The organism is Symbiopectobacterium purcellii (genome assembly GCF_019797845.1).
GTDB lineage: Bacteria > Pseudomonadota > Gammaproteobacteria > Enterobacterales > Enterobacteriaceae > Symbiopectobacterium > Symbiopectobacterium purcellii.
On the sequence record NZ_CP081864.1, the window covers coordinates 1461924 to 1484259 of the forward strand.

15 protein-coding genes and 1 pseudogene are annotated in these 22336 nt (G+C 53.6%); 9 read left to right on the forward strand and 7 right to left on the reverse strand.

Features of this window, described 5'->3' with window-relative positions; genetic code table 11:
* Window positions 1-35 precede the first annotated feature (35 nt).
* The 5 genes from K6K13_RS06865 to K6K13_RS06885 are packed head-to-tail and all read left to right on the forward strand — an operon-like array spanning window position 36 to window position 5076.
* Window positions 36-1166, forward strand: coding sequence for an ABC transporter substrate-binding protein (locus K6K13_RS06865; RefSeq protein WP_222160098.1), 1131 nt, complete (start codon window positions 36-38; stop codon window positions 1164-1166).
* The gene (locus K6K13_RS06870) at window positions 1166-2296 is read left to right on the forward strand and encodes an ABC transporter ATP-binding protein (RefSeq protein WP_222160099.1); all 1131 of its coding nucleotides are present in this window, start codon (window positions 1166-1168) and stop codon (window positions 2294-2296) included. The genes K6K13_RS06865 and K6K13_RS06870 overlap by 1 nt, the downstream gene beginning before the upstream one ends.
* Complete coding sequence (locus K6K13_RS06875) at window positions 2293-3147, forward strand: ABC transporter permease (RefSeq protein ID WP_222160100.1); 855 nt, start codon at window positions 2293-2295, stop codon at window positions 3145-3147. Before K6K13_RS06870 ends, K6K13_RS06875 begins: the two co-directional genes overlap by 4 nt.
* Entirely contained in the window at window positions 3144-3947 is an 804-nt protein-coding gene (locus K6K13_RS06880) for an ABC transporter permease (RefSeq protein WP_222160101.1), read from the forward strand. Before K6K13_RS06875 ends, K6K13_RS06880 begins: the two co-directional genes overlap by 4 nt.
* The gene (locus tag K6K13_RS06885; protein WP_222160102.1) at window positions 3940-5076 is read left to right on the forward strand and encodes a M24 family metallopeptidase; all 1137 of its coding nucleotides are present in this window, start codon (window positions 3940-3942) and stop codon (window positions 5074-5076) included. Before K6K13_RS06880 ends, K6K13_RS06885 begins: the two co-directional genes overlap by 8 nt.
* A 59-nt stretch (window positions 5077-5135) precedes the next feature.
* Here K6K13_RS06885 and K6K13_RS06890 read toward each other — a convergent pair whose 3' ends face one another.
* Complete coding sequence (locus K6K13_RS06890) at window positions 5136-6137, reverse strand: class I SAM-dependent methyltransferase (protein ID WP_222160103.1); 1002 nt, start codon at window positions 6135-6137, stop codon at window positions 5136-5138.
* A gap of 163 nt (window positions 6138-6300) precedes the next feature.
* On the opposite strand from K6K13_RS06890, the gene K6K13_RS06895 reads away from it, so the two are divergent.
* Window positions 6301-7212, forward strand: a complete 912-nt coding sequence (locus K6K13_RS06895) for a helix-turn-helix domain-containing protein (protein WP_222160104.1) — start codon at window positions 6301-6303, stop codon at window positions 7210-7212.
* Window positions 7213-7283: 71 nt separating this feature from the next.
* On the opposite strand, the gene K6K13_RS06900 is transcribed toward K6K13_RS06895, so the two are convergent.
* From K6K13_RS06900 to K6K13_RS06915, 4 genes are all read right to left on the reverse strand, one after another.
* Window positions 7284-8021 carry a carbonic anhydrase gene (locus tag K6K13_RS06900; protein WP_222160105.1) on the reverse strand — a complete coding sequence of 246 codons (738 nt, stop codon included), beginning with the start codon at window positions 8019-8021 and terminating at the stop codon, window positions 7284-7286.
* Between the two features lie 297 nt (window positions 8022-8318).
* Complete coding sequence (locus tag K6K13_RS06905; protein ID WP_222160106.1) at window positions 8319-9662, reverse strand: AMP nucleosidase; 1344 nt, start codon at window positions 9660-9662, stop codon at window positions 8319-8321.
* Between the two features lie 211 nt (window positions 9663-9873).
* Window positions 9874-12246, reverse strand: a complete 2373-nt coding sequence (locus K6K13_RS06910; RefSeq protein WP_222160107.1) for a glycoside hydrolase family 31 protein — start codon at window positions 12244-12246, stop codon at window positions 9874-9876.
* A gap of 77 nt (window positions 12247-12323) precedes the next feature.
* Window positions 12324-13631, reverse strand: coding sequence for an MFS transporter (locus tag K6K13_RS06915; RefSeq protein WP_222160108.1), 1308 nt, complete (start codon window positions 13629-13631; stop codon window positions 12324-12326).
* 332 nt (window positions 13632-13963) lie between these two features.
* On the opposite strand from K6K13_RS06915, the gene K6K13_RS06920 reads away from it, so the two are divergent.
* Window positions 13964-15034, forward strand: coding sequence for a LacI family DNA-binding transcriptional regulator (locus tag K6K13_RS06920; protein ID WP_222160109.1), 1071 nt, complete (start codon window positions 13964-13966; stop codon window positions 15032-15034).
* A gap of 60 nt (window positions 15035-15094) precedes the next feature.
* Here K6K13_RS06920 and mgtA read toward each other — a convergent pair whose 3' ends face one another.
* Complete coding sequence (gene mgtA, locus K6K13_RS06925) at window positions 15095-17803, reverse strand: magnesium-translocating P-type ATPase (protein WP_222160110.1); 2709 nt, start codon at window positions 17801-17803, stop codon at window positions 15095-15097.
* A 740-nt stretch (window positions 17804-18543) separates the two neighbouring features.
* Entirely contained in the window at window positions 18544-19275 is a 732-nt protein-coding gene (locus K6K13_RS06930) for a GntR family transcriptional regulator (RefSeq protein WP_222160111.1), read from the reverse strand.
* Between the two features lie 244 nt (window positions 19276-19519).
* Between K6K13_RS06930 and K6K13_RS06935 the strand changes: the two genes are divergently transcribed.
* On the forward strand, window positions 19520-20872 hold the full coding sequence (locus K6K13_RS06935) for a class-II fumarase/aspartase family protein (protein WP_222160112.1): 1353 nt from the start codon (window positions 19520-19522) through the stop codon (window positions 20870-20872).
* A gap of 39 nt (window positions 20873-20911) precedes the next feature.
* Window positions 20912-22332 (forward strand): annotated as a pseudogene (locus K6K13_RS06940) (DASS family sodium-coupled anion symporter).
* The last annotated feature ends 4 nt before the right edge of the window (window positions 22333-22336 follow it).

The following is a 22336-nucleotide window of genomic DNA, read 5'->3' on the forward strand; positions in this document are numbered from 1 at the left end:
TAGTTTCTTACCGTTTGTTTCTCAAAGGAAAACATATGAACAAAGGAAACGAAAAGCAACAGGGTTTCATGCCGTCCAGCGTTGATGAAGGGGTTAATGCCGATCGTCGTCGCTTAATTAAACAAACATCGATTATTGGTGCAGGGGCTCTGCTCGGTGCCTTCTCACCTGCGGTTTTTGCCGCACCCAGCAAAGAAGTGATTGTGCGTGGGATTGGTGGCAGCTATCAGGAAGCGCTGGAAAATGCGGTCTATAAACCTTTTACGGAATTGACCGGCATTAAAGTGATCATTCAGCCTTCGACGGCCGCGCAAATCATGGCAATGATCAAAGCTGGTCGTGTGACGCTTGATGTGCTCGATATCGGCGATGTGACACAAACCAACCTCAATGCGGCCGGTGCGTTGATGCCAATCAACTACGCGGGCATGAAGTTTACCAACCCCGACGATATCTTCCCCGAAGTACGCCGCCCCAATATGGTCGGAAACCTGTTCTTCTCGACCGTGATGGTTTACAACACGGATGTCTTCCGTGATGGCAACCACCCGCGTACCTGGGCAGAATTTTGGGATGCGGAACGTTTCCCCGGTCCGCGCACCTTAACGGATCTGCGCACCAGTTCCACTGAGCTGGAATTTGCTCTGCTTGCCGATGGCGTAGACATGAAAGATATCTACCCGATCGATATCAAGCGGGCGTTTGCTTCTCTGAGCCGTATTAAACCCCACGTGGTAAAATGGTGGGATACGGGGGCGCTATCCGTGCAGTTGATGGAGCGCAAAGAGGCGGTGTTGGGCGCATTGTGGAACGGTCGCGCACAAGCGTTGATCGATCAGGGCGCGCCATTAGCCATTGAGTGGAACCAGATCAAACAGCAGTTGCAGTATTGGAGCGTGCTGAAAGGTTCGCCAAACCCGGAAAATGCGCAGTTGCTGATTGATTTTGCATTACAGCCCGAGGTTCAGGCGAAAATTACCCAGTTTATCGCCTATGGCCCTACCAATAAAAAAGCCTTCCAGTTTGTTCGCCCAGAGGATTTGGTGAAACTGCCTTCTAACCCTGAGTATTACTCGCGCTCCTTTGTGCAAAATGCCCAATGGTGGACGGATAACATTGAGGAAGTGGGTAAAATCTGGCAACCATGGATCTTGGGTCAGGGGTAATGAAAACGGATTCAACACACCACAGCTCCCGGCGTCAGCCGGGAGCTGCACTCCGCCTTGAGGGGCTGACCCGGCGCTACGAACAGGCTGCCGTCGTCGATAATCTGGATTTGGCGATAGCACCTGGCGAGTTTGTGACGCTGCTCGGCGCCAGCGGTTCAGGGAAAACCACCACCTTGATGATGGTGGCGGGCTTTACCGAACCCAGCCAAGGGCGCGTGCTGATTAACGATCAGGATATTACGCATCTTCCCCCGGCAAAACGCGATCTCGGCGTGGTGTTTCAGCACTACACGCTGTTTCCGCACCTCTCGGTGGCGGATAACCTGGCATTTCCGCTAGAAATGCGCGGCGTGGCACGTCGTGATATCAAGCAGAAAGTGGCGGATGCGTTGGCGTTGATCCAGCTTGATGATAAAGGGCATCGTTTGCCGCGAGAGCTGTCCGGTGGGCAGCAGCAGCGCGTTGCGTTGGCACGTGCGTTGATCTTTTCTCCGGCGGCACTGTTGATGGACGAGCCGCTGGGTGCTCTGGATAAAAAACTGCGTGAACACATGCAGTTGGAAATAAAACGGTTGCATGTGGCTTCGGGCTCAACGGTGGTGTTTGTCACCCATGACCAGGAAGAAGCCTTGACCTTGTCCGATCGTATTGCTGTGATGCAACAGGGGCTGATTGCCCAAATTGATACCCCGCACGATCTCTATACCAAACCAAAGAATCGCTGGGTGGCTGAATTTATTGGCCAATCCAATTTTATTGACGGCCAAGTGAGCGCCATTCAGCAACAAGGCTATGACGTGCGCCTTTCCAGCGGTGAAACGGTGTGCGGTAAGGGCGTAGCTCATCTTGGGGTAGGGCAGTCTGTCTTAGCGGTGCTGCGGCCAGAACATATTCGCATTGGGCTGCCGGGGGATTCATCAGCGCATTTGCCGATTAGCGCTACCATTGCTGAAATGCTCTACCTGGGGCATACGCTTAAATTAACGCTGGTGCTGAGTGATGGTGCAACGTTATTAGCACAGTTGCAGAACTCTGCGCTGGAGGGGACCCTGCGGCCGGGCGCCAGCGTGCGTATCGGGTGGGCAACAGAAAGCCTCTGGTTTATTCCCGCCGAGGCTCAGCGATGAGCGGGCGCGATGGCAGGCGTCTGAGTCGCTGGAAACCCTGGCTATTGCTGGCACCAACGCTGCTGGCTCTGACGATTTTTTTGCTGATCCCGCTGGCGAAAATGCTCGGTTATAGCCTGTTCGATCCGGGGCTTACCAGCAAACACTTTACGCGCATTGTACAGGAGCCGGTCTGGCTGCAAGTGCTGTGGATCACCCTGCGTACCTCGCTGCTGGTCACGCTGGTGACGCTGCTGCTGGGCTATCCGGTGGCTTGGGTGCTGTGCAAACTCCCTGCGCGCTTAGCCAGTATCGCGATTGTCATCATCATTATTCCCCATTTTACCAGCGTGTTGGTGCGCACTTATGCCTGGATGGTGCTGTTAGGCAGTGACGGGTTTGTCAATCAGGTGCTGCGCGCGCTGGGGCTTATCGATACGCCGCTCAAACTGATGTATACCCCGCTCGGCGTGCTAATCGGTATGACCTATATCTTGCTGCCTTATATTGTACTGGCGCTTTACAGCGTGATGCGCGGCATCGATCCGCAGCTGCTGCGGGTGGCATATAGCCTTGGCGCATCCCGCTTTCGGGCCTTTTGGCGCATTTTTTTACCGCTGTCACTGCCCGGCGTTGCCGCGGGTAGCCTGCTGGTGTTTATTTTGTCGATTGGCTTCTTTGTGACACCGGCGCTGATGGGCAGTCCGCGCGATACCATGATTGCCATGGTTATCGAAAATCAGTTGGAAGTCTATTTCAACTGGGGCTTCGCGTCGGCGCTATCTGCGTTGCTGCTGTTGTGCACCTTATTGCTGTTTTGGATCTATGTTCGGGTCGTGGGATTGGAACGACTGTTTGAGGCGAAAGGATGAACGGAAACCGCCCCGGCTGGCTGCCGCTGCTGATCACGCTGTTGACCCTCGCTTTTTTGTTGGTCCCGATTGCGATGATCTTTCCTCTGGCGTTCAGCACCAATAGCTATTTGTCGTTTCCACCGCAGGGGTTTTCCTTGAAGTGGATGCGCGCGATTTTACAGGATTCACAGTGGCTACAGGCTATCGGCCTGTCGTTTACCATTGCGTTAATGTCTACGCTGTTAGCCATGATTCTGGCGCTGTTTGCTGCTCTGGCGCTGGTGCGCTGTCGTTTTGTCGGCAAAACGCTGGTGTATGCGCTGATCGTGTTGCCGATGATTGTGCCCAACGTGATTGTGGCGTTGACGCTGTTCTTCTTCTTCTCCGAGTTGGCGCTGTTTAATAGCTTCACCCGTATTGTTATCGGGCATGCCCTGATTGCATTGCCGATTGCCACCATTATTTTGTCTTCGACGCTGCAAGGTATGGATTATCGCTTGGAGCAGGCGGCAATGAGTCTCGGCGCCAGCCACTTCAACGTATTGCGACGTATCACGCTGCCGCTCGCCGCACCGGGCATGTTCTCGGCCGCGATTTTCTCATTTCTCAGTTCATTTGATGAACTGCTTATTGCGCTGTTTCTTTCCGATCACGGCAGCCAAACGCTGTCGGTGCGGATTTGGAACACGGTACAGTTTCAGCTCGATCCTTCTATTGCGGCCGTCAGCGTGCTGTCGATCGGCGTGACAATAGTGACACTGGGGATTACGAGCGTGGTGAATAGAAAAAAAACGACATCAGGTAACCGTTATGAATGAAAGTTGGCTTTTCCCGCTCCACGAGTATCAGCAGCGCGTCGCAAAGATCCGCGCCTATATGCAAGAAAGGGATATATCCCTATTGCTGATTGACCAGACTGAATTCCTGTTTTACCTCACGGTATTTGGCATTTCCGAAAACATGTACCGCGCCTGCCTGTTGCCGTTAACGGGCGACCCGGTGATGGTATTTCGCGCCATGGACCAGCGTGCGTTCAGTGAAAACAGCTGGATTTCCGACATCGTGACGTTTCATGACTGGCAGGATCCGTTAGCGATATTGGCCGATACGGTGCGTGCTCGCGGCTGGGAAAGTGCGACGCTCGGCATCGATTTCGATTCTTACTGCATGACCATCAACCGCTTCCAGCGCTTGCAGGCGATGTTGCCACAGATTCAGGTAAAAGATTTCTCCGGTGTGCTTAAACAATTGCGTACCCGCAAAATCCCGCAGGAAATCGAGTGCATCAAACAATCTGCAGCGGCCAACGATCAGGCGATTCGTGAAGTGGTTACCGAAATGGGGGTGGGTAAGACGGAGCGTCAGGCGGCGGAGATTATCCACCGAGTCCTGATTCGCCACGGGATGGACTCCAACCGCTGCGGCATTGTCACGACGGGCGGTGGCAACAGTTTTCTGCATGCCAATATGCAGGAACGGCCGCTGGAACAGGGAGATATCCTGCATCTTGAAGTGGTCTCCTTCAAACGCGGCTACAGCTCCAAGATCATGCGATCGGTGATTATCGGTACGGCGTCAGCAGCACAGCAAGAGATAGCTCAGCAACTGATCGCCATCCAGGATAAACAGCTTGCGGCCATGAAGCCTGGCGCAGTGGCTAAAGACATTGATGCGCTGGCGCGTAACGCGGTGCTAAAAGCGGGGCTGCGTCAGGATTACGCCAGCATTACCGGATACACGCTCGGCTATTATCCGAAGACGACGCCGCGCACCAGCGATTTTAGCCACGTGTTTTTGCCCACGTCTGAGTGGCAGTTGGAAGCGGGCATGGTGTTTCACATGTACTTGTATGCGGCGGGTCTCGCCATCAGCGAAACGGTGCTGGTAACGGAAAATGGCTGTGAGCGTTTGACGAAGATTCCACGCCAGTTGTTTACGACCGCATAACGGGGAACAAGGCGGTTGGCTGTGCGCCGCGCCGCCTTGCCTTCAGATCGTCGTAACGCCTATTTTCGCGCTATCAATACAGTCAGTGGCGACATCGGAAACGGTTGATGTCGCCGTGTTTCTACCCGGCTGAAACCGGCATCGCCTAGCAATGATGCCAATTCGCCTTCTCGCGTTACCCGACGTCCGCGCAGCATCAACGGCAGATAGAAAGGCAATACTGGCGCGGCATCCTCCTGGTTGGGCGATATCTCTGCGTGCACTGCGACTAACACGCCGCCCGGCGTCAACGCATTGAACAGTTGTGCAAGACAGGTGCTGATATCCTCGACAAAGTGCAGAAAGGACGAGCACCAGATGATATCAGCATAGCCAGTAGCAAACGGTTGAGTGTTAAAATCGCCGCTGGCAGTGCTTAAACGTGAGTGTAGGCCGGCGGCAATGATATTCTCTTGCGCTACGGCGGCGGTTTGTGGCAAATCGAACACTACCCCTTGCAGCGTGGGATGGCGCTGTGTCAGGCCGATGGCAATCATGCCTGGACCACCGCCCACATCCAGCAACGTTTTGGCCTGCGGGAACTCGGGCAATGCACTCACGATGTCGCAGGCACGATCGACCGTTAGCGCGCGTTGCTCCTGGGCAATTTGTTTTTGTGCTGCCTGCGCCCAACCGGCATCCATGCGAGCGGCGGGAGGCGGTGTACCGGGTGTTTGCTGCATGAGCGCGGCGAGTTGCTGCCCGACCTCACGCAGCGACTGATAGCGAAAACGCCAGCTATCGCCAATATAGCGTGCGCCGGTTTGGCACAGATAGGCTTGCATCTCCGCGCTGGTTTGATAGCCTGCCGCGTCGCGCGTCAGCAGTTTCATGCTCCACAGCAGTTCCAACAGCGCTGCGGCTTGCTGTGGTTCCCACTGTTGGTGCAGTGCGAACTGCTCAACCGTTGAAGGCTGTGCCAGTTGCTCGAACAGTGCGCTATCCAGGGCCAGTCGAACCGCCTCTGTTTTAATGCTGCTGGCGGTCAGTGTCCATAAATCGGTCAACGTGGTAGGGAACATGGTGGCTCCTTGCAGGCAGTGTTGCGGCGTTAATCACGTCGCGTGGGTTAACGTGGGCGTTGCCGCCGGGGATAGCCTTATGTTATCTATAAATGAGAATTATTATTGTCTTGGTTTGTCTGCGTGACGGCGGTTTTTCTCTGAGGATAGGAAGAGAAAGAAAATGGGAGCAGGGCGAGGTTCATCAACGCTGCGTGTGATGCCGCGTATGGTATTGCGCGAGGGTAACCGCCGCCAGTTACCGGATCAATTTGGTCAGTGCTGGTCACAATCGGATGCGCTTGCTGATGGGTTGACGCTGGTGACCTCCTCCTATCAACCGCTGAAACCACTGGTGGAGGAAGCTGAAACCGCCCACTCTCAGCCCGTGTTGGTGATGACCTTTGGTTTGAACGGCGAGTCGAACTACAGCGAAAAGCGGGGCGCCAGCATGACGTTCCGCCAACAGCATGTCACCATCGCCAGTTTTCATCACAGCTTGGGCGAACGTTATTATCCGGAACGACAAAAAGTGGACCAGTTGCGCCTGTTGGTGAGCGAATCGATGCTGGAGCGCTACATTGGCGGGGCGGCAACAGAGCGGCTGTTTGGTGATTATCGGCTGCGGCAGCATGCCTGCAGTCGGTTGGCCCCTGTCGCGCAACAACACCTGTATGCACTGCAACAGGCACAGGGTGACATGCTCTCCATGCACATCCATGCCTTGAATCTGCTGGCAGCACACCGTTATTTGTTTGAAGAGACACGGGAGTCGGCCCGCTTACACCCTCAGGATGTGGTCGCGGTGGAGCGCGCCCGCGATTGGATGGTGTCGCACCTGAGTGAAACGCTCTCTCTCGGCGCGCTGGCATTGGTGGCTGGACTAAGCGAATACAAGCTCAAGCTGGCGTTTCATCGCCATTTCAACACCACGCCGGGGCAGATGTTGTTGCAATTGCGCATGGAAGAGGCGCACCGTTTGTTGGAGCAAGGCTTACAGGTTGCGCAAGTGGCCTGGCGGGTGGGATACCGTCACGCCAACAATTTTAGCGTGGCATTTTGGCGTTATTATGGGCGCTACCCGAAATCCATTTAACCCCGTGTGAATGCCGTGACAGCTTGACTGCCACGGCTGGGGGATTAGGGTTCATTCTTCTTTGGTAGTTATCAACTCAGAAACTCAACTTCGCCACCAACCAAGTGGTACATACTGCCGACGATCTTGATTTTGCCCTCTTGTTCCAGCTTTTTCAGAATCGGGCTGTGTTCACGAATGTGTTCGACGGTGAGCGCCACATTGGTTTTCGCTACCGCATCGACAAACGCCATGTTTTTGCCTGTGCGATCACCCTCATAGGCGGTCTTCTCGACGGCTGGTTTAATCTTGTTCAGCAACCCGGTCAAGTTGCCCAACTCGACATTGTCTATCGCACCCGCCACGGCACCACAGGCGGTATGGCCCATCACCAGCACCACTTTGGCTCCCGCCGCCGCACACGCGAACTCCATACTGCCCAGAATGTCTTCATTCTGCACGTTGCCTGCCACGCGCGCGTTAAACGTCTCGCCAATGCCCGTATCCAGCAAAATTTCAGCGGGAGCACGTGAGTCGATACAACTTAAAATCACCGCAGCGGGGAACTGGCCCTCCTGGCTGCTGATTTTTTGCGCCACGAAGTCATGCTGTTGCATTTTCCCTTCCCGAAAGCGCGTATTGCCCGCTTTAAAGCTTTTGATGACATCGTCGGGCGTCATGCTGTCACGCTGTGCTTTAGTCAACGAGGCGGCATAGGTCACGTGGGGAACCGTAAACCCACTGATACCAGTGAGTGCCAGCACGGAGAGGGCGGCAGTGCGCTTAATCACAGCACGGCGCGATGGTTCGGGAGCGTCGAACGTATTCATAATAATACCTCATTGTTATTGTGGGTATGGCGACGCCACCGCCTGGTGCAGGACGTCAATGACACGCCAGCTACGTGATAGGTAGCGGTGCTAATAATGGCTGTTGGTAATCAATTGCGGTAAGTGTAGTTGCGCTACAGGTAGGGTTGTGGCTGGTGGGGGAGCATAACGTCACTGTGCAGCCAGTGTTTTTGGTTTTTTTGATTGTAAAACAATGGGTTTTTTGTGTTTTTGCTGTTTATGTCCGGCAATTCTGATTGCCCTTTGTCGGGCCCGGTAGGGCCCGACAAAGGGCAATCAGCGAAACGGTGGCTCGTTAAACGTACGAAGTTTACGTGAATGCAGATGGTCGCCTTCTGCGCGTAACAGGTCCATGGCGCAAATACCGATTTGCAGATGCTCGGAGATGGCACCTTCATAAAAACGGTTGGCCTGACCGGGCAGTTTTATTTCACCGTGTAGCGGTTTGTCTGAAACGCACAGCAGGGTGCCGTAAGGCACGCGGAACCGATAGCCTTGCGCCGCAATCGTCGCACTTTCCATGTCCACGGCCACGGCGCGGCTCAGGTTGAAACGCAGGGCTGAGACGGAGTAGCGTAGTTCCCAATTACGGTCGTCCGTGGTCACTACCGTGCCGGTACGTAGCCGCTGCTTTACCGCTTCGCCAGCCATACCGCTCACCATTTTGGTGGCGTCATACAACGCGCGCTGCACCTCGGCGATGCTTGGAATGGGGATATCCGGCGGGAGCACGGCAAGATGGTCACAGATGGTTTTGGCGTTAGACGGCCCAACGCCAATATTGATGAGGGTGATCCCCGGTCCTTGTTTGGCAATCAGGTGATAAGCCGGCATCTGATGTTTCTTCCAGGCAACATCGGAAACGCACGCTTCGGCGGTCGCGTCTTTGCCGGTGAGGAGGATACCGCCTGCTGCCGCGAGTGCCTCGTAAGGGCTGTCAGGATTGGCGATTTGTTCACAGGCCCAACTCACAAACTCATCCACGTAGCGCGTGTAGTTGGTGAACAGAATATAAGGCTGAAAATGTTCGATGGCGGTGCCCGTGTAATGGCGCAATCGTGCCAGAGAGAAATCGGTACGCAAGGCATCAAAATGTGAAAGCGGGAAGCGGGTATCGGTAGCGTGAAACAGACCATCTGCGGTTTCATCACCAATTTGAGCCAGTTCCGTAGTGGGAAAGTGCTGCGAAATCCCGGCGGACATCGAGCGTTCCAGTGCTAAATCAGAGCCGTCAATCACATAAGGAAAGGGAATTTCCTGCTGCGACGGGGATACCTCAATGTGTGCGCCGTACTCTTCGACCAGTAAGGTCAGTTGCTCAGACAGATAGCGGCGAAACAGCGCAGGTTGCGTGACCGTAGTGCTGTAACTTCCGCTATGGGTAAAACGTCCATAGGCGCGGGTGCGGCTTTTACCTTGCTGTACGCCATCCCAACTGACGCGTAATTCCGGGTAGACAAACAACCCATTGCGGCGTGCTTGTGCATCGGGCAAGGAGCCATCTGTTACGTAGGCTTTTATGGCTGCGCGTAAGGCGTTAACCGCCTCGTTATACTGCGAACTCAGTAAATCCAGCGCTTGTGCGGCCGTGAGGCGGGCAGGGGAACCACAATGCGTCATCGTTCTTCCATCCTTTTTGGGTTATCTCCCGCAATGTCATTGCGGCGGTTACACCCAGCATAGATCAGCCACGTGACGAAACGTATATCCATTGTTCTGTTTGATGAGGCTTTGAACAATATCTCGGTACTACGCCCGGGAAAACTGCGCTTGATTGGAGAAAGAAAAAAGGCGCACAGAAAACTGTGCGCCTGAGGTCTATGGGGGGTGGTTATGCGCGATCCCAGTGAGATTGTGCTTCACCGTTGATGTAGAGCGTGCGTTGGTCCTGCGCGGGCAAACGAACATGCAGACGTTTCCAGGCAGGCGCAAAGTCACCTTCCTGCGTGAAGGTCACATCAATGCGTGAGTTGTCGCTGGTGATGTTCCAGCGCAACCACAGCGCATGACCTTGCTGCCAGCCATGGGTTTCAACGTCATCTTCAAACAGCAGGCCGTTGTCCTGACCTTTGCCGCACGGAGGGAACAGCAGCAGATCGCGCTGATCGTCCGTTTGGTATTCGACGTGCTTCAGGCGTGCAGAGGTTGGCAGCATCGCACCGGCGCGAACCAGCAGCGGCAGGCGTTCCAGCGGTGCATCCAGCGTGATGGTTTGTCCGCCGCTGAACCAGGTGCCGGTGTAGAAATCGTACCAGCCAGACGCGTTCTTCGGCAGGTAAACCTGACGCTGACGTTGACCTTGTTCAACCACGCTGGCAACCAGCACATCGCGGCCCAGCAGGAAGTCATCGGTTTCCTGGAACGTCAAGGTGTCGTGTTCGTGATCGAGGAAGGTGGGGCGCAGCATCGGCTCATCGTCCTGGCTGGCGTGCCACAACTGGGTGTACAGGTAAGGCAGCAGGCGATAACGCAGCGCAATGGCGTCGCGGATTGCCGGAGTGACTTCCGGGTACATCCACGGTTCGTTAACCGTGTGATCGTCATTCCAGGAGTGAATGGTGAAGCGCGGGTGCATCACGCCGTTTTGTACCCAACGTACGAACAGTTCCGCATCAGGCTTATCGCCAGAGAAACCACCGACATCGTGGCCGACGTTATACAAACCGGAGAGGCTCATGCCCACACCCATACGGATGTTATAGCGCAATGTGGTCCAGTTGGTGCGGTTGTCGCCGCTCCAGGTTTGCACGTAACGCTGCATCCCGGCACAGCCGGAACGGGAGATCAGGTAAGGGCGTTTTTCCGGTGCAAAGCGCTGTTGCGCTTCCATCGATGCACGCATCATCAGCAGCGGCATGACCGGGCGAATATGCTTGATGGCGATCGGTTTGCCAAAGCCAAAGCAGCGTGCTTCGCCGTCCCATACTTCATATTCGTTGTTGTCGTTCCAGGTGGAATCGATACCCATTTCCAGCAGTTGCGAGGTGACGTTATCCTGCCACCACTTCACCGTTGCCGGGTTGGTGAAGTCAAGGTGTGAGCCTTCGTCGTCCCAGAAGCAGGAACGCTCTGGCGCATCTTGCTCGGAGTCGCGGATAAACAGTTGTTGCTCAGCCACCTGCTGGTACATCGGGTGATCTTGCAACAGGCACGGCTTGATGTTGGCAGCCAGTTTCAGACCGGCATCGTGGAACGATTGGCTCAGCACCTTCGGTTGCGGGACTTTGTCGTAGTTCCAGTTAAACACGTAACGTTTGTTGCCAATCGAGGTGTAGCCGGATGACAGTTGGAACGAATCACACGGAATAGCGTGCTCTTTACACAGCTCGATAAATTTCAGCAGTTGTTGCTGTGCATCAGGAGCGTCGGTGTAGTGCATGGTTGAACCGCTGTAACCCAGGCTCCATTTGGGGCCAAACAGGGTTTTACCGGTCAGACGCACGAATTTCTTGGTGACATCCAACACGCGTGGACCGAGGAACAGATAGTAGTCGAGATCGCCCGCTTCTGCGCTGTAGCGACGGTAAGCAACGTGGTAGTTATCCAGTTCGTTACCCAGATCCAAACGGGTGCTGCTCAGGTTGTCGTAAAACATCCCGAAGCTGACGTCACCGCGACGGGTGATGGTGAAGGGCACGTGTTTGTAAAGTGGGTCGGTAGACTGCGCATTGTAGCCCATGGCATCGAGGTTACGCATTTCGTAACGGCGGCCAGCGCGATTCAAATCGCCGGCTTTTTCACCCAGCCCGTAATACTGCTCTTGCGGATGGCGACGCTGATAGTGCTCAACGCCATCACCGTGGGCATTCAGCAGGTACGCACTGGTGTGGCGGTCAGCTGCAAGCGGTTGCCAAACACCTTGTTGGTCACGGTACTCCCATGACAACCACAGCGGTTGATGCACGGTAACGCGCAGTTTATCGGTAGCGACTTGCAGACCGTCTTCAAGGGTCGTCAGGGTAAAACCGGGCAGGGCAAAGCCCGCGGTGCTTTCGCGTTCACGTCCTTCCCATGCCACATCTTTCCCTGCTTCCGGGGCGATGCTCCAGGTGCGATCCAGGGCCAGTTTCCCTTTACGTTTGATCAGCACACGAAACAGGTCATTTTCCAGCACATACAGGCGAAACAGATGCTGGTTGTCTACGTTGATTTCAACAAACGCTTGTGTTTGTTGGCTTAGCACCCAGTTTTTCAAAATTTTCATAGCAACGTTCCAAACTAAACAATCGAAGACATCACAGTACGAAAGGCCTTGTCGCAACAAGGCCTTTCGACAACAGGTTATGCAGCACGCGCTTTATTACGACGCTCGGCGATGAAGGCAACCAGGAAGATGGCACCAATCAGGTCAAAGAAGCCCATAGCGATAAACAGTGGGTTGTAGCCGATCTTGTCTGCTGTCACACCAATCAGCAGTGAGAACAAGAAACTGGCGATCCAGGCAAAGGAGCCACGCATGCCGTTGACCGTTGCCATTTGGCCTTTCTCGAACGATTCAACCACCAGCGCACTCAGCATGCAGGAGATGATCTGGTGACCAAAACCACCGATGGAGATCAGCAGGATGGTGATGTAAGGGTCTTTCGTCAGCGCGACCAATGCCAAGGAAATCATCAGGAAAGCGCCGGTGACGGAGCTTGCAACCACCGAGTTGACGCGGCTGCAACCAAACAGACGGGTATAGACGCGAGTCAGGTAACCACTGGCGATACTGCCCAGGTCAGCAGCCAGGAAGGGCAGCCAGGCGAACATGGCAATCTGTTTCAGATCCATCCCACGTTCTTTTGCCAGATACAACGGCACCCAGAAGCTCAGTACGGCCCAGGCCGGCTCAGCCATAAAGGCCGGAATCGCAATACCGTAAAAGCGTTTGTTTTTGCCCACGGTTTTCAGTGCGGTGAAGAAAGGCAGCTTAACCGGTGCCGGTTCGTTATCCTGCTTAATGAAATCCAGCTCGGTTTTGCTCAGGTTCGGGTGTTGCTCCGGGTCATAATAGAACAACCACCACAGTACCACCCATAGCAAGGCCAGCACGCCGGAAAACATAAATGCACCCTGCCAGCCGAGGTAGCTGTGTGCAATAACAATGATCGGCGGTGCTAACATCGCGCCGATAGAGAAGCCCACACCCGCCCAACCTGCGGCGATCGGACGTTCTTTTTTCGGGAACCATTCCCCGAGGGTTTTGGCGTTAGCTGGCGTAGCGGCCGCTTCTGACGCCCCCATGAAGAAACGCAGAATCGCCAGGTGTAACCAACTGCCTGCGCCTGCGTGCAAGATACACATCAGTGCCCAGATAGAGGCGCACACCAGAAAGCCAACTTTAAGGCCAATAACGTCAATCAGCCAGCCGCACAGGGGTTGGAAAATGGTATAGGCCAACTGGAATGCGCCCACAATCCATGAGTATTGCTCTGTGGTGATCCCCATGGTGGCTTTCAATTCAGGTGCCAGGATACCCAACGAGTTACGCGTAATGTAGTTAACGGTGACGCCTAAAAGAAACAGCCCCAAAACCCACCAACGCAGGTTCTTGATTTTTCGTTTCCCATGCGCTGCGGGTGCAGCATTGTCAATATTGAGACTCATGATAATCTCCGTCAGAGGGTGATGATTTTATTTGGCCTGATAAGTTATTCTTTCTGTTACACCATCAGTAACCTAAAATACTCACCCTATCGATATATTCTGATTATTTATATTAAAATTCAGTTTGTTATATAAGACTCTTCTTGAGGTGCTGTTTTCTCAATTGGTCTACCAATTAAGCCTAAAGGAGATAATGGATGTGGGATACGCTCTTTTTTGCAAAAATTTTCATAACGTTGGCTTATTTTAGCGTTGGATATAAAAACCGGTTAGGATATGGGCAGTTCTAGCATGAAAATTTTTTCATCTTCAAATTTGAAGGGGATCACAAAATGAATGGAAAGCTTAAAATCAAGGAAATTGCGGCACAAACCGGGCTTTCTATCAGTACGGTATCTCGCGTGTTGTCAGGCAAATTTAACACCAGCGAAAAAGCTAAGCAGCGCGTGATGGCATGTGCGCGAGAGTACGGTGTGCTTGATGATATCGCCTCTGGACGCCTGTTAATCAACGGAATTATGGTGTTTGCACCGTCGCGAGCGTTTGATTCGCGGTCTGACATCTTTTACTACAAAGTGATCCAGGGGCTAGTCAATGCCCTGACGCCCCATGAAGTACGTTTACGCTACTGTGGCCTGGAAGAAAACAACAGTGATGCCGCCCTGTTTTTGGAAAAAATGAACGATCCGCTGACGGAAGCGGCCCTACTAATTGGGATCGATGATCCCTATATTCATGCCCTGGCGGCGGATTTGGGCAAACCCTGCATCCTGATTAACAGCTATGACAGAAAGATGCGCTTACCCAGCGTCTCGCCAGATCACCGCTTGGTTGGCGAAGTGGCAATGCACTATTTGATTGAGCAAGGGCACCATAAGATCCTCAATCTGGTGTGCCTGCGGCGCTATACCATGGAGTGGCGTTTACAAGGGATCCGTGAAGCGCTTAATGCCCATAATCTTCCTTTTGACGAGTCGCGTCATCTGCTGCTGGCAAACGGTTTCAGCGCTGCGGAAAGTGAACGTGCTTTGACGGAATTTCTCGCGCACTGCCCGAACGATCTGCGGCCAACCGCTATTTTGGCTGGCGGTGATTTTATGGCGTTAGGGGCAATGAATGCGTTGCAACATGCGGGGATTCGCGTACCACAGGATATCTCTATCATGAGCATTGATGGCTTTAATCTGTTGGCGTTGCATGATATTGCGTTAACCTCGCTGCATGTGCCACGTTATGAGCTGGGCGAAGAGGCGATCAGGCTATTGCAGCAGCGTTTGGCATCGCCATTACGCCCTGCCAGCAACATTTTGCTGCACGGCACGATGGCGCTTAATGCCTCCGTCAAACGACTGCGCGCCAGTCGAACGCCAGCGCGCGGTGATGAAGAGAAACTTTACGATTAAGATGGCTCACGCAGCGATGCGAAAGGCGCGCAATGTTGCGTGAGCGACCGTTTTTTCAGCTTAGAACCACTGGCCGAAACGTCGGATATAGATGCGTTTCATCACCTGAGTGAGCAGGCAGTAGCTCAGCAGGGTGGCGACCAGCCAGGGGAAATATTCCCACGGCAGCGGCGTTAAACCGATATATGCCCCCAGCGGCGAGAACGGAATATAGATACCGATTGCCATGACCAATGCGGTGGTCAGCATCACCGGTAGCGCCGCAGTGCTTTGAATAAAAGGAATTTTCTGCGTGCGCAACATATGCACTACCAGCGTTTGCGACAATAGCCCTTCAATGAACCAGCCTGACTGAAATAAGGCCTGATGCTCAACGCTATTGGCGGCGAACACATACCACATGACGGCAAAGGTTGTAATGTCGAACAGCGAAGAGGTCGGGCCAATCCACAGCATAAAGCGACCAATGTTCTTTGCATCCCACTTGCGCGGGCGTTGTAAGAACGATTTGTCCATTTTGTCCCACGGTAGGCTGAGCTGAGAGATATCGTACATCAGGTTTTGCAGTAGCAAATGGATGGCCAGCATCGGCAGAAAGGGAATAAAGGCGCTGGCAACCAACACGGAAAAGACGTTACCAAAGTTGGAACTGGCGGTCATGTTCAGGTATTTGATGATATTGCCGAATGTCTCACGTCCGGTGATTACCCCTTGTTCCAGTACCATCAGGTCTTTTTCCAGCAGAATGATTTCTGCCGACTCTTTGGCGATATCCGTTGCGGTATCCACTGAGATACCGACATCCGCATCACGCAGTGCCGGAGCATCGTTGATGCCATCCCCCAAAAAACCGACGGTGTGGCCGTTGCGTTGCAACATTTTCAGCACGCGCGATTTTTGCATCGGTGTCAGCTTGGCAAACAGTGTGCGTTGCTCCACTTCACGCGCCAGCGTGGCATCATCCATGTTATCGATATCAGCGCCGAGCAGCGGCTGGTCTGCATCAAGCCCAACATCTTTGCACACTCTGCTGGATACCACCGGGTTATCGCCCGTGAGCACTTTGACCTGCACACCGTTTTCTCGCAGTGCGGTGATAGCCGAAGCGGATGAGGGTTTCGGGGGATCGAGGAAGGTCAATAGGCCATGGATTACCAAGTCCCGCTCATCGGCTTCGGTGAGTGGGAAGTGGTAATCGCTGGCACCAAATTCACGCGTTCCTATCATTAATAGACGGAAACCCTGCTGGTTATAACGTTCTGCCAGTGCAAGCAGCGCGCTACGACGGGTATCATCCAGTGGCTGTTTTTCACCGTTTTCATCGATATGGGTCGCGATGGCGAGCATCTCTTCTACCGCGCCCTTACAGATTAACTGGTACTGCTGGTTTCCACTGTTGATTAAAATGGACAGTCGGCGGCGAATAAAATCAAAGGGCAGCTCATCGATTTTGTCATGTTGGGTCAGCGCCTCAATATGCGGTTTTTCCTTGCCGAAACGGATGATGGCCTTGTCCATCAGGTTTTTCATCCCGCTTTGGTGGAAGCTGTTCAACCAGGCCAGCCTCAGCACCTGCTCGCTCTCATTACCGTTGACGCACAGATGGTGCTCGAGAATGATGCGATCCTGCGTCAATGTGCCGGTTTTGTCGGTGCAGAGCACATCCATGGCACCAAAATTCTGGATGGCATTGAGATGTTTGACGACCACTTTGCTGCGCGACATTCTGATTGCCCCTTTCGCCAGGTTGGCAGTAACAATCATCGGCAACATTTCTGGTGTTAGCCCAACCGCGACGGCCAGCGCGAAAAGCGCGGCTTCTGCCCAGTCGCCTTTGGTAAAACCGTTAATCAGCAATACGACGGGTACCATCACCAACATAAAGCGAATCAATAAACGGCTCACGCTGTTAACACCGCGATCGAACGCCGTTTGCGCACGGGTGCCGATGATGGATTTAGCCAACGAACCAAAGTAGGTGTGGTTGCCGGTAGCCACGACTACGGCTTTGGCGATGCCGCTGGAAACATTGGTGCCCATCAGGCAGATATTGCCCATTTCCAGCAGAGAAACCCCCTCCTGATCGATGGGCGTCTGACACGATTTCTCTGCCACATGAGCCGAGGTGTCATATTTCTCAACGGGAAGGGATTCACCGGTGAGGACCGCCTGACTGATAAACAGATCGCGTGATTCAATCAATTTTACATCGGCGGGCACCATGTCCCCTGCCGAAAGCAAAATGATATCGCCAGGGACTAGCGCTTGCAGCGGGATTTCGCTGCATTCTGCGCGGGCATTGGGATGGGCGCGGCGCAGCACGGTGGCGGTGGTGCGCACCAGCGATTTCAACGCTTCTGCTGCCTGATTGGTGCGGAACTCTTGCCAAAAACGCAGCAGACCGCTCAGGGTTACCATGACCAGAATGATGATGGTACCGGTCAAATCGGTCTCTTCTCCGCGCTGCAAGGGCAGCCAATAATCGGTAAATGTACCGATAGCAGCCAATGCCAGTAAAATAAAAATAAAGGGGTTATTAAAGGCGCTGATGAGCTGTGTTAGTGCGGGAGGTGCTTTCTCTTGCGCCACCTGGTTGGGGCCGTTTTCAAGTAAACGCTCCTTTGCTTCGGCTTCTACCAAACCGTCCAGGTTGGAAGAAAGCGAGGTAAGGGTGCTATCAAGGCTTTTTACCGCTTCGTCTGCAATAAGGTAGCTTTTTTTTACCGACTGCTGACGGCGAACGGGCAAGTTTTCTAACATCTGAGTCATAAACGTTACTCATTTTTAGGCACATCGCTTTCAGTACGTCTTTTTAAAGACGTGGAGAGGCCGTCCTTCAGGGGCATGATGTGCAAACGGACTAATTGTTATGCGTGGCAGCGAGGATGGAGAAGCAAACGAGCTAGCGTGTCATCCTTTGCTACGCGTTGTAGATTGCTGACTGGGGTGATCGTCCATTTCGGCTCCTTAACCGCTGAGAAGCGATAGCTTGAACGTAGTGATGCCGGGATGCCAGGAAAGCAGTAATATCCGGAAAAACCGGGCGTGTATTCAGAATAATCGCTTGAGGGTAAGGCGAGGGAGCGTCATCGTAACGCTTCCACCGCAGCCTGAACGCAAGGGATTACTGGATATAAAGGCGCTATTGGCCGGGAGGAAAGAGTGCGTAAGTGTAGAGATGCATCCTGATGCTTCCTGTTTATACGGCTTTTCATGTACGCCGTCACGGATCAAGGTTTAACAGGGATTCAATCGTGATAAGTGCTTATTGCGTCGCCCACCGTTACCTGCAAGCAACGCACAGTAGTGTGTGTCAGTTTGCCGGAGAGATAATGCCGTTGTTTTTACCATTGATGCTTTCACGATTAATGTTTTCACAACGTATATCGCTTTGACTGTCCAAAAAATCGCTCTCCGTAGTTATACTGCGCGTACTATAGCGGCTGAATTCTAAACGTATCTGCAACGTGAGAATGGTTCATATCCGTTTCATGCAGAATGTGACGCTCTCAACCTTTTGCCCGTGTCAGTACGATAGAACACGCATAGCGATCGGCCGGGTGCACCGAAATCGTGGTTTCAAACGTATTGCCGTCTCGATCCTGATAACGGCGTACAATCTTCAGCGCGGGTGAGCCAGGCTCAACGCTCAGCACCTTGGCTATTTTCGCGGACACGGTGACCGCAGAAATCGTTTGCCGCACCTCTTCACTTTGAATGCCGTAGTGGGTTTCGATCAGATCGCTGATCAGTGCAAAGGGATCGCTGCGCACCAACTGGCGCACTTTGGTGAAGGTGGCGCTAGCATAGCTGTCCGTCCAGCATATGGGCGCGTCTTTGTTTTCGCTGTCCTCTCGAATGCTGGCAACGTGTAACCAGCGAGATCCCGGCTCACAGCCGATGGTCTGTGCCAGGTCGTAGTCAGCAACGACTTCATCAATCCTTTTCACCACGCGCGGATTGTTTTTCGCCAGAAAAAACAGATCTTCCAGACAAGCCAACGGGTGGTTTAACCCTTTGTGCTGTGCTTTGTCAGTCACTTGCGTGCCAGCGCCCTTGCGCCGCGTAATCAATCCCTGCTCGGTCAGGTCGCGCAGCGCCTCTCGCATGGTGTGTCTGCTGACTTGGTAGTGCTCACACAGCGCCATTTCCGTCGGTAACAGGGAACCCACCGGGTATTGTCCGGAGAGGATTTGCTGTGCAAGTTCACGCGCAATGCGTCGATACAACGATTCTTTCATAGGCAACGGTTTTTTTTCCGCATAACGGATCAATATCACAAAGCTACGCTAAAACGCTTTTGTTTTAATGTCCGTACATTTTAAGTTGTTCGTACATTTAAACGTGCTTGTACGTAAACAATAGTACAGACCGGTGAGTACCGATGTGCCTGTCATGCCCGTTAACAGTATTGGCTTACTGACAACCCCATTGCGGCATGACAGGCGCAGTTTATCACTCTTACTCTCATTTCAGGATGCTTTTATGGCTGCGAATGTGCTTGATTCCGTACTGTTTCGTGATGCATTTGGCACGCCAGCAATGCGTGCCGTTTTTGACGACCACGAGCTGATTAGAAAATATGTCATTGTTGAGATAGCGCTCGCCAAAGCGCAGGCGCGCTGTGGTGTTATCCCCGAGGCGGCGGCGCAAGAGATTGCCCAACGCTGCAATGCCGATACGCTGGATTTTGATCTGCTGCGTCATGAAACTGAAATTGTTGGCTACCCGATTCTGCCCCTGGTGCATCAAATCTCCAAACAGGCGGGTGAGTCCGGTGGGTTTGTTCACTGGGGCGCTACCACCCAGGACATCATGGACACCGCTGTCGTTTTGCAAATCCGCGATGCTTTTGGACTGATTGAGAAGGAAATCAAAACATTACGTGGGACGCTTGCCGGCCTGGCACAGCGTTACCGCACTACACCGATGGCGGGGCGCACCCATTTGCAGCAGGCGTTGCCGGTGACCTTCGGCTATAAAGCGGCAATCTGGCTTGATATGTTCGATCGCCACCAGGAACGCCTCGATCAGGCGCGTCCCCGCATTCTGGTGGGGGAATTTGCCGGTGCCGCCGGAACCCTGGCCTCTTTGGGGGATAAAGGCCTGGACGTTCAGAAAGCGCTGATGGAAGAGTTGGGATTGGGTGTACCTGTCTCAACCTGGCATGTGGCACGCGATGGGTTTGCCGAAGCAGTTAACCTGCTGGCGCTGATGACCGGTTCGCTGGGCAAGATTGCCTATGACGTGATGTTGATGGCATCCAATGAGTTTGGCGAACTGTATGAACCCTTTGTGAAGGGGCGCGGTGCCAGCAGCACCATGCCGCAAAAGCGTAATCCTATTTCGAGCGAACTGATGTTGGCATATGCCAAAGGTGTGCGGCAGCAAGCCGGTTTGATGTTAGACGCGATGGTGCAGGATCTCGAACGTGCCACCGGGCCGTGGCATGCCGAATGGATCGCTATTCCGGAAAGCTTTATTCTCTCCGCCGGCGCGCTGCATCAGGCCAACTTTATGCTCAGCGGACTGATCGTGGATGAACAGGCGATGGCGCGTAATCTCGATATGACCAAAGGGCTTATCGTCGCGGAAGCGGTGATGATGGGGCTGGCACCTTATATTGGCCGACAGGATGCGCACGATATCGTCTACGATGCCTGTCGCATTGTGAATGAGAAGGGGGGCCGACTGGCGGATGTGCTCAATGCGATGCCGAACGTGGCGGATCGTTTGGCTCCGGAATTGATTGAGCGTTTGACCGATCCGACCAACTATCTCGGCATGGCACCAGAAATGGTCGATCAGGTGCTGAAAAGCTCTGCCAGCCGGTCTTAATGTCCGGCGTTCACCCGCTCTACGTATGAGGAGATGATTATGTCATCCGATTCATCCACAGGGAAAAAGGTGTTCGCCGTGGTGGTGCCCATTGTATTGGGCATCGCTATCTGGCTTGCTCCCGTACCTGCCAACCTTTCTCCCCAGGCATGGCATATGTTCGCCATTTTTGCTGCTACCATTGCAGCCATCTTGACGCAGCCATTGCCCTCGGGGGCGGTGATGTTGATCGCGCTTTGCGTGGCCATCTTCACCCAAACGCTTACCGAAGCAAAAGCGCTGTCTGGTTTTGCCAGCGGCACGGTGTGGTTGATTTTCTGCGCTTACATCCTGTCTCTGGGGTTTGTCACTTCAGGGCTGGGTAAACGTATCGCCTATAAAATGCTTTCTTTGTTTGGCGGCAGCAGCCTGGGTATTGCCTATTCATTGTGCATTTCCGATTTGATCATGGCACCCGCGATGCCTTCGGTAACCGCCCGTTCGGGGGGATCATCTTCCCCATTGCGCGTTCTATCAATACCGTATTGGGATCGACACCGGGTGAAAGCGGTAAAAAGATCGGGGATTTCCTGACCATGGTCTGCTTTCAGTTTACGCCGATTACCGGTGCCATTTTTCTGACCGGGATGGCAGCGAATCCGCTGGTGAGCAGTCTGGCAAAAAACTCGCTTGGCGTTGAAATCACCTGGAGTGGCTGGTTCATTGCTGCAGTGGTTCCCGCGCTGGTCTGTTTTTGTTTGATGCCATTATTGGTGTACAAGTTGGTGAACCCTGAACTGAAGCGCACGCCGGAAGCGAAAGCGATGGGACGTGAGGCGCTCTCTCAGTTAGGCCCCATGACCACAACGGAAAAGAAAGTGGCGTTTGGTTTTCTGTTGGCATTGGTGGGATGGGGAACCAGCCTGATCACCGGCCTGTCCGCGACATCGGTAGGGTTAGGGTTGGCGGCGTATCTGTTTGCCGTCGGCGCCGTGGATTGGAAAGCCTTACTGAAAGATCATGCGGCCTGGGACACGGTTATCTGGTTTAGCGTTATTATCAGTCTGGCTACCGGGCTTTCCGATCTGGGCTTCATCAAATGGATGGCGGGCTTGCTGGGCAACCTGATCCAAGGGTTTGGTGCCATGCAGACCTTTGTGCTGCTGGGCGTGCTCTACATCTATGTGCACTACCTGTTTGCCACGGCTTCCGGACATGTCGCTGCCCTTTATGTGCCTTTTGCGGCCACGGCCATTGCTGCGGGGGCACCACCGATGATGGTTGCCATCTGTTTCGGGATTTTCAGTAATCTGATGTGGGGCAATACCGAATATGGGGGTGGGCCGGGGCCTATTTATTTCGCTCAGGGCTATTTCACGCGACCGCGCTTTTATAAAATTAACGCAGCGGTGGTCACCTTTAACGTAGTGCTGACCTTCAGCGTGGGCTTGCTGTGGTGGAAACTGCTTGGCTTCTATTAATGTA